An 11,460-nucleotide genomic window follows, 5' to 3' on the forward strand; every position below is an offset into this window, starting at 1 on the left:
ACGTTCCAGTTCAATGATCTGACGTGCCGCACACGCGAACACCTGCAGGGGGTGCCAGGTGAGTGCTTCCGGACGTGGTGAGACCACCGACGATCTGCTCGCAGCGCTGCTCGACGGGATGGACGCCGCCCTGTGCGCGTTCGACTCCGACGGCGTGATCACGCACTGGAACCGCGAGGCCGAGCGGATCCTCGGCTGGAGCGCCGCCGAGGCGGTGGGCCGGCGCGGGTTCGCGGGCTGGGCGGTGCGGGCCGCCGACGCGGACGACGTGCAGGAACGGCTGATGTCGGCGCAGGACGCGCCGGGCCGCCAGGTGCACGAGTTCCCCTTGGTGACCAAGGAGGGCGGACGGATCCTCGTACGGACCCAGTCCGCCGGGGTGCCGGGTGCCGACGGGAAGCCGGCCGGGGTCTACTGCGCCTTCAGCGAGGTCCACGCCCAGATCGACCTGGAACGCTCCATCGCCCTCAGCGAGGCGCTGATGGACGACGCCTCCTGGGGGGTCGTCCTGGTCGACGTGGACCTGCGCCCGGCGGTGGTCAACGCGGAGGCGGCCCGCGCCTTCGGCTCCGGCCGCACGACGCTGCTCGGGCGCCCGCTCGGCGAGCTGCTGTCCCAGGGCGTCGAGGAGCTGGAGGGGGCGCTCACGCACGTGCTGGCCGAGGGGGCGCCGCCGGGGCCGGTGGAACTGTGGGTGACGGTGCGGACCCCGGAGGGGGAGCGGCGGCGCTGCTGGCGGTGCGGGTTCCTGCGGCTGGCCTCGCCGCTCGCGGAGGAGCCGGTGCCGCTGGGCGTCGGGTGGCTGTTCCAGGACGTCACCGAGGCCCGGCGGGCCGAGCTGGACGCCGGGCAGGTGCGGTTCCGGTCCAACCAGCTGCACCGGGCGGGCCGCCGCCGAGTGCGTGGACCCGGCGGAGGCGGCGGCCGTACGGCTGGACTTCGCGCTGGCCGGGTTCGCGGAGCACGCGCTGGTCGACGTGGTCGCCGGGGACGGGCGGCGGCTGGTCCGCTCGGCGGTGTCCCCGTCGGGGCTGGCCCTGGTCCTCCCCGGTCCGGGCGCGATCCCGGTCCGGTACGAGGCCGCCCACCCGGCGCTCCAGGCACTGGACCGGATCGGCCCGGTGCGCGCCAGTGCGCCGGGGGCGCCGGGCAGCGAGGCGGCGGAGGGCTGGGCCCGGGCCCGCCAGTGGCCCCCGGGGGCCGCCCACGCCCTGAGCACGGTCCTGCGCAGCCGCGGCCGCACCCTGGGCATCCTGACCTTCGTCCGCGGCCCGTCGCGTCCCGCGTTCGACCGCACGGACGCGACGTACGCGGAGGAGGTGGCGGCCCGGGTGGCGTCCGACCTGGACCTCCTGGGGCCGTGAGGTCCGCCGCCGAGGGCGCCGCCGCGCGGGGAGACGGCGGCGTCAGTGCCGGAAGAAGATCCGGTCCCCGTACTCCCGCATCACCCGCCCGTTCCACTCGTGCCCGCCGTCGACGTTCCCCGACCGCAGCAACGGCGGCTCCACCCCCCGCGCGGCCAGCTCCCCGGCCGCCGCCGCCATCACCGCCTGCATGATCGCGCTCGTCACCACCGTCGACGCGGGGGCGAACGGCGCCTCGATGCCGTCCGCCGTCAGCTCCGCGTCCCCGACCGCGATCTTGCTGTCGAGGACGATGTCGCAGTGGTCCTTCAGGTAGGTGCCCGACACGTGCCGTGACTTCGTCTCCGTCGCGTACGCCACCGACGTCACGCCGATCACCTTCAGCCCCAGCGCCCGCGCGTTCATCGCCATCTCGACCGGCAGTGCATTGCGTCCGGAGAGCGAGATGACGACCAGCACATCCCCGTCGGAGGCCGGGCTGCTGTCCAGGACCGCCCCGGCGAGCCCGTCGACCCGCTCCAGCGCGCTGCCCAGCGTGGCCGGCATGACGTCCACGCCGGCCGTGCCCGGCACCGCGAGGAAGTTCATCAGGGCCAGCCCGCCGGCCCGGTACACCACGTCCTGCGCGGGCAGCGAGGAGTGCCCGGCGCCGAAGGCGAACAGCCGGTTCCCCGAGGCCACGGCCTCGGCGATGACGGTCCCGGCCTCGGCGATCCGCGCGCCCTCCTCGTCCCGCACCCGCTCCAGCAGGCCGATGGCGGCGTCGAAGAACTGCCCGGCCAGCTTGCTCTCGCTCATACGCCGAAGGCCCTTCCAGGGTGGGGTGCGGTGGATGCGTCGTCGGTGGTCCGCCGCTCACCGTGCGGTCTGGACCAAGGACGTGTCAATACGGCCGTCAATCCCGGGACGGAAGCCCTGCGCACCAGGGGTCCCGGGCGCCGGCCCGGCGTCCCGGGGAGATGTCCCGTACATGCCTTGACGTCAGGCGCGGGACGGTTGTCGGCCCGATGCGTCAGAATTGGGGACAGGGCCAGCGCACGCAATCCGAGGGGCACGAATGTCCGGACTGATCGATACCACGGAGATGTATCTCCGCACCATCCTCGAGCTGGAAGAGGAAGGCGTGGTCCCCATGCGCGCCCGGATCGCCGAGCGGCTGGACCAGAGCGGGCCCACGGTGAGCCAGACGGTGGCGCGCATGGAGCGCGACGGCCTGGTGGCGGTCGCCAGCGACCGGCACCTGGAGCTCACCGACGAGGGCCGCAAGCTCGCGACCCGCGTGATGCGCAAGCACCGCCTCGCGGAGTGCCTGCTCGTCGACGTCATCGGCCTGGAGTGGGAGCAGGTGCACGCCGAGGCCTGCCGCTGGGAGCACGTGATGAGCGAGGCGGTGGAGCGGCGCGTCCTGGAGCTGCTGCGCCACCCGACCGAGTCCCCCTACGGGAACCCGATCCCGGGCCTGGAGGAGTTGGGCGAGAAGGCCGAGGCCGACCCGTTCATCGAGGACGGCATGGTCAGCCTGTCGGACCTGGACCCGGGCAGCGAGGGCAAGACGGTGGTCGTCCGGCGGATCGGCGAGCCGATCCAGACGGACGCCCAGCTGATGTACACGCTGCGTCGCGCGGGCGTGCAGCCCGGCTCCGTGGTGAGCGTGACGGAATCCCCGGGCGGGGTGCTGGTCGGCAGCGGCGGCGAGGCCGCCGAGCTGGACGCGGACATCGCCTCGCACGTGTTCGTCGCCAAGCGCTGACGGCTGACGCGGGGGCGCGCCCCCGATCCGGCTTTCGCGGTTCCCTGAAGAGTTCCCTGAAGACGAGTGGTCCCGGCGCCTCGCGGCGCCGGGACCGTCCTCCCCTGGCTGACCTGGAGCCCCGAGCTCTCAAGGTCATCCCCTTCGGACCGTCTTCCCCGAGCGGTCCGCCTCCCTGCTGAAAGGATCTCCATCGGCAGCGGCGGCCAATCCTTGAGCAAGGTCACTCGAAAGAGCGGTGTTGTCGGCGAGACGCCCGTTTTCGAATACGGGTTCGATAGTCTGGCCGGGAGCGAAGGGGGTGCATCCTCGGTGGTTCAGCGCATCGATGTCACTGCAGCCGACGGCGTCCGACTGGCCGCCTGGGAGTTCCGCGATCCGCCCGCCGAGCCCCGGCAACCGGCGGTCCTGTTACTGCACGGTCTGATGGGCCGGGCCTTCCACTGGGCCGGCACCGCGAGCTGGCTGGCCGAGCACCGCCGCGTGGTGGCCCTGGACCAGCGCGGGCACGGCCAGAGCGGGCACCCGGTGACGAACGGCCCCGGCGGCCCCGGCGGGACGGGCGGGACGGGCGGGACGGGCGGACTGCGGGGCCTGAGCGGCCCGACCGGCTTCGGCGCCCCGCCGCCCCTGCCCGGAGCCCCGCCCCACTCCCTCGGCCGTGAGGCCTTCGTGGCCGACGCCGAGGCGGCCGTCGAGCAGCTCGGCCTCGGCCCGGTCGTCCTCATCGGCCACTCCATGGGCGCCCTCACCGGCTGGCAGCTCGCCGCCCGCCGCCCCGACCTCGTGCAGGCCCTGGTGATCTGCGACATGCGGGCCTCCGCGCTCGGCGAGGCCTCCCAGCAGGAATGGGAGGAATGGTTCCGCCGCTGGCCGCTCCCCTTCCCCACGCAGGACGCCGCCCGCCGCTGGTTCGGTGAGGACGACCCCCGGGTGGAGCGCCCCGACCCCGGCCGCGGAGCCTTCTTCGCCGAGGTGATGCACCAGGCCCCGGACGGCTGGCGGCCCCTCTTCTCCCGCCGGCAGATGCTGACGGCCCGCGAGACCTGGGTGCACGACGCCCACTGGGAGGAGCTCGCCCAGGTCCGCTGCCCCACCCTCGTCGTCCGCGGCCTCGACGGCGAACTGGGCCGCGCGGAGGCGCAGGAGATGGTCCGCGTCCTCCCGGCCGGCCAGTACGCCGAGATCCCCGACGCGGGCCACTACGTCCACTACGACCAGCCGACCGCCCTGCGCGCGGCGCTGGAACCGTTCCTGGAAGGGGTCTCGGGCATGGCCTCCAGATGACCCGACGGACCCTTTGCCGGTGCGCCGCTCACCCGATGGGGTGGATCGCGGCCCTCCAGTGAGCGCAGCGCGGCCCGCCGTACGTGCCCGGCCGCGGCGGCCCCAACAGGCTGTGGCCTGTCCCGTGGGAGCCGCCGGGGCGCTGCACGCCGGCGGTGAGCAGACGAAGGGTCTCCATGTCCACGTCCCCGTCCAGGTCCACGTTCCTCCTCCCCTCCACCCCGGCCTCCCCGCCCCCGTCGCCCTCCGGCGGCGGGAGGGGGCGGCGCCGCAGGGCCGCCGCGATCGCCGTCGCCGCCGGCCTGGCACTCGTCCTGGCCCTGCCCGCGACCGCCCTCGGCGCACCGGGCGACCTCGATCCGGCCTTCGACGGGGACGGCAAGGTCGTCACCGACTTCGGTGGCGGCGGCTTCGACGACAGCAGCGGCATGGTGATCCAGCCGGACGGCAAGATCGTCACCGTCGGCAGTACGGTCCCCGCGGCGGGCGGTTACTCCGACGTCGCGCTGGCCCGCTACAACCCCGACGGCAGCCTCGACCCCACCTTCAACGGCGACGGTGACACCGACGGCAGGATCACGAGCGACCTGCGCGGCGGCGACGACTCCGCCGCCGCGGTGGCGCTGCAGCCGGACGGGAAGCTCGTCGTGGCCGGCTACAGCGCGGAGCCCGACGCCGCCGGTTCGTTCACCGTCGCCCGCTTCAACCCGGACGGCAGCCTCGACACCGGCTTCGACGGCGACGGCTTCGCCGTCACCGACTTCGGCACCGGCGGCGGCCCGCAGGGGGCCTACGCGGTCGTGATCCAGCCCGGCGGCGCCATCGTGGCCGCGGGCGAGAGCGGCACCGACGTCGCCGTGGCCCGTTACAACGCCGTCGACGGCAGCCTCGACACGAGCTTCGGCTCCGGCGGCAAGGTGACGACCGGCTTCCCCGGCGGCTCCGCGAGCGCGTACGACGTGACGCTCCAGCCGTCCGACAACAAGATCGTCATCGCGGGCCGTTCCGGCTACAACTACCCCTCCAACGACTCCGACTTCGCCCTGGCCCGCTACAACCCGGACGGCAGCCTCGACACCACCTTCGACGGCGACGGCCGGGTCACCACCGGCTTCACCGGGCCCGACGTGGCCAAGGGGGTCAAGATCCAGCCCGACGGGAAGATCGTCACGGCGGGCAACGCCGGCTTCGACTTCGCCCTGGCCCGCTACAACCCCGCCGACGGCAGCCTGGACACCGCCTTCGACGGCGACGGCAAGGTCACCACCGACTTCGGCACCAACACCGTGGACGGAGCCGCCGATCTGGCCCTCCAGCCCGACGGGAAGATCGTCGCCGCGGGCATCAGCCAAGCCGACTTCGGCGTGGCCCGCTACAACACCAACGGCTCCCTGGACACCGGCTTCGGCACCGGCGGCAAGGTCCACACCGACGTCTCCTTCGGCTACTTCGACACCGCCAACGCGGTCGCCCTCCAGTCCGACGGAAAGATCGTCGTCTCCGGCAACACCGGCGACGACCGCGGCCTCGTCCGGTACCAGGCGCTCACCCCGCCGCCCCCGCCCGGCGTGGACCTGGCCGTCACCAAGAGCGGCCCGGCCTCCGTCAGCATCGGCGACCAGGCCACGTACACCGTGACCGTCACCAACACGAGCACCACCACCACCGCCACCGGCGTCACCCTGGCCGACACCCTCACCGGCCCCGGCTCCCTGCTGTCCGCCGCCCCCGCCCAGGGCACCTGCACCCTCACCGCCACCACGGCCAACTGCACCCTCGGCACCCTCGCCCCCGGCGCCGGGACCACCGTCAAGTTCACCGCCGAACCCCGCGCCACCGGCACCCTCTCCGACAAGGCCACCGCCTCCGCCACCCAGACCGACCCGGCGCCCGCCAACAACACGGCCACGGCCACCAGCACCGTCAACAACGCCCACGGCTGCACGATCATCGGCACCAGCGGCGCCGACACCCTCAACGGCGGCTACGGCAACGACGTCATCTGCGCCCTCAGCGGCAACGACACCGTCCGGGCGAGCTACGGCAACGACACCGTCTACGCCGGCCCCGGCAACGACAACGTCGACGGCGGCTTCGGCGACGACCTCCTCATCGGCGGCCCGGGCAACGACACCCTGACCGGCTCCTACGGCAACGACCGCCTCGACACCGTCGACGGGATCTCCGGCAACGACCGCGCCGACGGCGGCTTCAACACCGACACCTGCACGACCGACCCGGGCGACACCCGCATCAGCTGCCCCTGACGGGACCGGGGCCGGGACCCGGACCGGGACCCGGACCCGGACCGATCAGGATTCGAGAAGCACGGTGCGGTCGGTGCCTCCTAGCCTTCTTCTCACAGGCAAGCACCGACCACACCACCAGGAGCAGGACATGAAGGCGCACGTCAGCTCGATCCTCCTCGGCGTCCGGGACATGGACGCGTCCAAGCGGTTCTACACCGAGGGCCTCGGCTGGAAGGTCCAGAGCGACTTCGGCATCTCGGTGTTCTTCGAGTCGGACGGCGCCTCGCCCGTCGGCTTCTACGGCCGCGAGGGCCTGGCCGCCCAGGTGGGCACGGAGCCGGAGGGCAGCGGCTTCAGCGGGCTGGTCCTGACCTACGTCGTGCGCAGCGAGGCCCGGGTCGACGAGGTCATGGCGGAGGCCGAGCAGGCCGGCGCCAAGATCCTCAAGCCCGCCGGAGCCCTGCCGTGGGGCGGGTACGGCGGCACCTTCGCCGACCCCGACGGCTACGTCTGGAGCCTCGCCTACAGCGCCCAGGGCACCGACCAGCCGTACGCCGAATAACCGCGCCCGCAGCAGGAGGGGACCATGAAGTTCCGAACCCGGGTCGAGCCGCCCGAGCCCATGCGGGGTCTGGAGGTTCCGCCCGAGGTGGTGGCGGCGCTCGGCGGGGGCGCGCGGCCGCCGGTGACCATCACGCTGGGCGGCCACTCCTGGACGAGTCGGATCGCCCTGCTGCGCGGCCGCCACCTGCTCGGCCTCAGCAGGGCCAACCGGGAGGCGGCGGGCGTGGAGACCGGCGAGGAGGTCGAGGTCGACCTCGAACTGGACGCCGAGCCGCGCGTAGTGGTCGAGCCGGCGGACTTCGCGAAGGCCCTGGACGCCGACCGGGCGGCCCGCGCCGCGTGGGACAACCTGGCCTACGGCCGCAAGCGCGAGCACGTCCGCGCCATCGAGGGCGCGAAGAGGCCGGAGACGCGCCTCCGCCGCATCGAGAAGGCCCTCACCGCCCTGCGGGGCTGACCGCGGCCTCACCCCAGCGGCTGAGGGTCTGCGTCCCGGTGTCGTAGGTCAGCCAGGTGCCGTCGCCGAGGGGGCGGACGTACCCGGGCACGGGGCCGTCCGGGTAGTCGACCCGGCCGCGTATCCCCAGGGTGTGGGCGTCGAGCAGCCAGTGCGCGGTCTCCTCCTCGCCGCTCTCCTCACCCGTCCCGGCGATGACGGTACCGGCGTCGACGAAGCCGCAGCCGTAGTCCCAGCACGGCCGGTCCCCGAACTCGTCCGCCTCCGGCTCCGCCGCCGTGAGGACGTCGCCGTCCAGGGTGTGCAGGCGCAGGTCGGTGCCGTAGTGCTCGACGGTGAGGTAGCCCGCGTGCCCCGGGTGGACGTCGACCAGGATCCGGTCCATGGTCTCGTTGAGGTCCCAGGCGGTCAGCTTCTCGCCGTCCCAGCGTGCCCAGTACAGCAGGATGCCGTCCTGGCCCATGCCGATGGACAGGCCCATGTGGATGCCGTCCGGGTGGGAGACGTGGTTCGAGCCGGCCGCCGCGCTGTCGTCCAGCGGCAGCCGGGCCAGCTCCCGGCCGTCGGCGGCGTCCAGGACGACCCAGTGCTCCCGCTCCTCGTGCACGACGTGCGCCCAGACGGTCCGCCCGTCGTCGGAGACCCGGCAGGACCCGTGCTCCAGCCCCCGGCACACCTCCTGCTCGTCCCCACTGTGCGGATGCCCCAACTCCGGCCCCCAGCACCCGTGCCGGTACTCCCAGAGCAGCCCGCCCCTGCCAACGGCCCGCACGGCCCGCTGCCCGGAGAACACGACGTACTCCCCGTCGGGACTCACGGAGTCGACCCCCCGGTCCCACCCGGCCCACGGCACGGGGAACACCCCCTCGGGCGCCCGCTCCCCGCCGAGCAGCTCATCGAGGTCATACACCTCCAGCTCATGCCCGTTCCGCAACAGGCCCCGCCGAGCCCCACCCCACCGCCCCTCGAAGGCGAACCCGTCGACGAGCGCGCCCCCACCCGACAGCCCCACCGAACCACGCAACTCCGCATTGATCGCCATACCCCGACGCTAACCCCCACCTCTGACAGCCGGAGGGGCGTGCACCGACACAGTGAAGCCGCGGGGGCGTTGCCTGTCACCGCGCCCCCACGAGTGTGATCAATCCCTGGCGTGCTCGATTTTTTCGATCGCATCGTTCACAGCTGCCAGCAATTCGCCTTCCGTGACATCTCCCGGCTCCCGCAGCGCTGGGTCGATGGGATAGTCGTCCAAGGCGTAGAAGACTTGATCAAGCTGGCGGGAGAGGCTCTCGCCGAGGCGCTCCTCGCTCCTCAGCGCCGCCCTTCTGGAATCGAGCCATGCCTTGGCGAAGTCCTGCGGTGAGATGGCCGCACGGGACAGATCCTTCATCAGGGCGAGTTGGCGACCCGTCGCGGAATCGGGCGGCACCGAGCTCGCGGTCTTCCACATTCGTTGTCGTGCGCGATCGCCCGATCGGTTGCCCTGTCCCGCATCCATTAAAACAGCCACCCTTTTCGTACTACGTCAGCGAACTGCCTGGGGTTTAGTTGCCACGCGCTCCAGAACTTTCCGTCAGGGCGCAGCATCACCATTTTCAGAGATTCTGGGTCGATGAACCCGATTGCTGCATCTCCAGCCTTTCGGTAGTGGAAGCGATAGATTTTTGTATCCGGGGCGGTCATGTGTTTCCGAAGCTCCTCTTCGAAAAGCTTCATGTTTTTCCGTGTAGGCGGTTGCCGTGCGGTTCCAGGTTGTGGTGCCCCACAGGGTGGTGCGGGTGTGCCACGCCGTGGTGCCGTCCTCGGCCAAGAGGTGGGTGGGGGTGCCGATGATGTCGGTGGCGATCGCGAAGAAGCGGTCGTCGACCTCGGACTGGTCGATGCGTTCCGTCTGGGTGATCGGGTGCAGGCCCTGGTGGGTCCAGGTCAGGGTGACCCGGCCGGTGGACTCCTCGCAGAGGGTCGTGCCGTCCCACGTGAAGAGGGTTTCCTCCGCGACCTTGCCCGATCCGGTGAGGCGTTGTTTGGATGTGCGGCGGCCCAGGGCGTCGTGTTCGTAGCGGATCGCGCCGGCGTGCGTGATGCGGGTGCCCGTGTAGGAGCGGGCGCCCTGGGCTTCCGTGCCGGGGTGGTGGGCCGGCCAGGTGGCGGTGGTCTGGTTGCCGGCCTCGTCGTACGCGTAGCGCTCCGACCAGTTCGCGGCGTCGACCGCCGTGACGCGGGCGGCCGCGTCCAGGGTGAAGGTGCGCGGGCCGGTCAGCGAGTCGTCGATGCCGGTCAGGTAGCCGTCGGCGCGGTAGCTGTAGCCGCGGCGCTGGAGGGTGCGGCCGTCCTCGCCGATGACCGACTGGGCGGTGCGGCGGCCCGTCACGTCGTACGCGTGGGTGAGGGAGAGGGACGGGCCCAGGGTCCGGGTCAGTTCCTGGCCCGCCGCGTCCCGCTCGAAGGTCAGGGTGCGGCCCGCCGTGGTGAGGGAGGTGCGGCGGCCCGCCGTGTCGTAGGTCCAGTGAGACGTGGAGCCGGAGGGGGTCGTGCGGGCGTCGAAGTCCGTTTCCGAGGCGAGGCGGCCGGCCGGGTCGTAGGTGTAGTGCCAGGTGAGGCCCTGGGGGTTGGTGACACCGGTGAGGCGGAGCTGGGTGTCGTGGGTGAAGGTGTGACGGGTGCCGTCCGGGCCCGTGCGGGCGGTGAGGAGATCGAAGTCTCCGTATTCCGAGACCGTCACGCCGCCGATCTCGTCCGTGTGGGTCAGGCAGTTGCCCTCGCCGGCGTGGGGTCCGCCCGGCCCCCTCCGTGCGCAGTCGGAGCCACTCCTCGTCGAATCCCACCCTGAACTCCCCAACCCCCTTCGCATCGAACGCAGTTTTGCATGGTGGGTCGCGGGCGGGGGAGGGGATGGAGGATCCCCCGTCAACGCCCGTACCGGGCACGGGTCCAGGCCGTTTCGAAGTCGGTGGCGGTGATGGGCTCCGCGTGGAACTCCGTCTGGGCGTTGAGCTCCGCCAGGTCCGGGACCGGGGCCTGGCCGAGGCCGATCGTGGGGGTTTCGCGGTGGGCGTCGGCCCAGTCGAGCTGGCCGTCCCGGTGGGCCTGGACCCTGCGGATCTCGTAGCGGTCGGCGTCGAGTTCGCTGAGGAACAGGACCGGGTCCTCCGCGGAGTCGTGGTGCCAGTGCAGCCTCACGTACGACGTCATCGCTCCGCGGCCGCCGCTCCGCGGTGCGGCAGGGCCATGCCGACGACCCAGTAGTCGTACTCCTCCGCCGTGATGCCGCAGATGCGGTGCCCGGACAGGGAGCGGGCGATGAACTCGATGCGGCCCTGGTCGTCGACGAGCTGGGAGACGTCGGCGTCGGCGGTGAGGCGCACGTGCACCCAGCCGGTCCCGGAGCTTCCGGTCACGACGGCCGTCACGAGGAACGAGCCGTCGGCGGCGATGACGTCCAGGCGACGGGCGTGCTCCAGCCACAGCCGATGGGCTCCTGTGAGGTCTCCCCGCAGCGGGAAGGACGCGACGGGTTCCACGTTGAAGCCGGCCATGGCACGCCAGGCCGTATCGACCGTCGGGCCCGGTGCGTCGCCGTGGACCGCCTCCACCTGGAGGCCGCTGCTTCTGATGACCTCGAGGAGGTTGTGGTCGCCGGTGTGCATGTCGTGTCCTTCGACGGAGGCGGAGACGCCGCAGGGGGTGACGGGCCCCGGGGCCCCGCCCCCCCAGCGGCGGGGGGGGGGGGGGGTCCGCCCATGCTGGCCGCCGGCAGGAAGTACGGGGGTTTGCGCGCGACCGTCG

The 11,460-nt window shown here is 72.5% G+C and carries 11 protein-coding genes and 1 pseudogene; 6 read left to right on the forward strand and 6 right to left on the reverse strand.

Going from position 1 to position 11,460, the window contains the following annotated elements; all coding sequences use genetic code 11:
* Positions 1 to 58 precede the first annotated feature (58 nt).
* A pseudogene (locus ACFVXK_RS22840) lies at positions 59 to 1,364 on the forward strand (PAS domain-containing protein).
* Positions 1,365 to 1,406: 42 nt separating this feature from the next.
* Here the strand turns inward: ACFVXK_RS22840 and ACFVXK_RS22845 are convergent.
* Positions 1,407 to 2,162 carry an SIS domain-containing protein gene (locus ACFVXK_RS22845; RefSeq protein ID WP_389614423.1) on the reverse strand — a complete coding sequence of 252 codons (756 nt, stop codon included), beginning with the start codon at positions 2,160 to 2,162 and terminating at the stop codon, positions 1,407 to 1,409.
* Between the two features lie 259 nt (positions 2,163 to 2,421).
* On the opposite strand from ACFVXK_RS22845, the gene ACFVXK_RS22850 reads away from it, so the two are divergent.
* The 5 genes from ACFVXK_RS22850 to ACFVXK_RS22870 all read left to right on the forward strand — a co-directional run bounded on the left by ACFVXK_RS22850 (position 2,422) and on the right by ACFVXK_RS22870 (position 7,671).
* Positions 2,422 to 3,114 carry a metal-dependent transcriptional regulator gene (locus ACFVXK_RS22850; RefSeq protein ID WP_042820656.1) on the forward strand — a complete coding sequence of 231 codons (693 nt, stop codon included), beginning with the start codon at positions 2,422 to 2,424 and terminating at the stop codon, positions 3,112 to 3,114.
* Positions 3,115 to 3,426: 312 nt separating this feature from the next.
* Positions 3,427 to 4,401 carry an alpha/beta fold hydrolase gene (locus ACFVXK_RS22855; RefSeq protein WP_389614425.1) on the forward strand — a complete coding sequence of 325 codons (975 nt, stop codon included), beginning with the start codon at positions 3,427 to 3,429 and terminating at the stop codon, positions 4,399 to 4,401.
* A 176-nt stretch (positions 4,402 to 4,577) separates the two neighbouring features.
* Complete coding sequence (locus ACFVXK_RS22860) at positions 4,578 to 6,668, forward strand: calcium-binding protein (RefSeq protein ID WP_389614427.1); 2,091 nt, start codon at positions 4,578 to 4,580, stop codon at positions 6,666 to 6,668.
* A 130-nt stretch (positions 6,669 to 6,798) separates the two neighbouring features.
* On the forward strand, positions 6,799 to 7,212 hold the full coding sequence (locus ACFVXK_RS22865) for a VOC family protein (protein WP_389614429.1): 414 nt from the start codon (positions 6,799 to 6,801) through the stop codon (positions 7,210 to 7,212).
* Positions 7,213 to 7,236: 24 nt separating this feature from the next.
* On the forward strand, positions 7,237 to 7,671 hold the full coding sequence (locus ACFVXK_RS22870; RefSeq protein WP_389614431.1) for a YdeI/OmpD-associated family protein: 435 nt from the start codon (positions 7,237 to 7,239) through the stop codon (positions 7,669 to 7,671).
* Here the strand turns inward: ACFVXK_RS22870 and ACFVXK_RS22875 are convergent.
* The 5 genes from ACFVXK_RS22875 to ACFVXK_RS22895 form a co-directional block, all read right to left on the reverse strand.
* On the reverse strand, positions 7,652 to 8,713 hold the full coding sequence (locus ACFVXK_RS22875; RefSeq protein WP_389614433.1) for a hypothetical protein: 1,062 nt from the start codon (positions 8,711 to 8,713) through the stop codon (positions 7,652 to 7,654). The two genes, ACFVXK_RS22870 and ACFVXK_RS22875, sit on opposite strands and share 20 nt — an antisense overlap.
* Positions 8,714 to 8,812: 99 nt before the next feature.
* Positions 8,813 to 9,172, reverse strand: a complete 360-nt coding sequence (locus ACFVXK_RS22880) for a colicin immunity domain-containing protein (RefSeq protein WP_389614435.1) — start codon at positions 9,170 to 9,172, stop codon at positions 8,813 to 8,815.
* 75 nt (positions 9,173 to 9,247) lie between these two features.
* A complete protein-coding gene (locus ACFVXK_RS22885; protein WP_389614437.1) occupies positions 9,248 to 10,396 on the reverse strand; it encodes a hypothetical protein in 1,149 nt (382 codons plus the stop codon).
* A gap of 185 nt (positions 10,397 to 10,581) precedes the next feature.
* Positions 10,582 to 10,866: a DUF6881 domain-containing protein gene (locus ACFVXK_RS22890; protein WP_389614439.1), complete on the reverse strand. Its 285-nt coding sequence runs from the start codon at positions 10,864 to 10,866 to the stop codon at positions 10,582 to 10,584.
* A complete protein-coding gene (locus ACFVXK_RS22895) occupies positions 10,863 to 11,321 on the reverse strand; it encodes a hypothetical protein (RefSeq protein WP_389614441.1) in 459 nt (152 codons plus the stop codon). The genes ACFVXK_RS22890 and ACFVXK_RS22895 overlap by 4 nt, the downstream gene beginning before the upstream one ends.
* Between the last annotated feature and the right edge of the window lie 139 nt (positions 11,322 to 11,460).

Origin of the sequence: Streptomyces sp. NPDC058157, from assembly GCF_042884105.1 — a bacterium.
Taxonomy (GTDB): Bacteria; Actinomycetota; Actinomycetes; order Streptomycetales; family Streptomycetaceae; genus Streptomyces.

Bases quoted from the DNA above. Each gene is read 5' to 3' on its own strand.
- ACFVXK_RS22875 (WP_389614433.1), bottom strand. From the start codon at position 8,713: ATGGCGATCAATGCGGAGTTGCGTGGTTCGGTGGGGCTGTCGGGTGGG.
- ACFVXK_RS22890 (WP_389614439.1), bottom strand. From the start codon at position 10,866: ATGACGTCGTACGTGAGGCTGCACTGGCACCACGACTCCGCGGAGGAC.
- ACFVXK_RS22895 (WP_389614441.1), bottom strand. From the start codon at position 11,321: ATGCACACCGGCGACCACAACCTCCTCGAGGTCATCAGAAGCAGCGGC.
- ACFVXK_RS22850 (WP_042820656.1), top strand. From the start codon at position 2,422: ATGTCCGGACTGATCGATACCACGGAGATGTATCTCCGCACCATCCTC.
- ACFVXK_RS22880 (WP_389614435.1), bottom strand. From the start codon at position 9,172: ATGGATGCGGGACAGGGCAACCGATCGGGCGATCGCGCACGACAACGA.
- ACFVXK_RS22860 (WP_389614427.1), top strand. From the start codon at position 4,578: ATGTCCACGTCCCCGTCCAGGTCCACGTTCCTCCTCCCCTCCACCCCG.
- ACFVXK_RS22845 (WP_389614423.1), bottom strand. From the start codon at position 2,162: ATGAGCGAGAGCAAGCTGGCCGGGCAGTTCTTCGACGCCGCCATCGGC.
- ACFVXK_RS22870 (WP_389614431.1), top strand. From the start codon at position 7,237: ATGAAGTTCCGAACCCGGGTCGAGCCGCCCGAGCCCATGCGGGGTCTG.
- ACFVXK_RS22865 (WP_389614429.1), top strand. From the start codon at position 6,799: ATGAAGGCGCACGTCAGCTCGATCCTCCTCGGCGTCCGGGACATGGAC.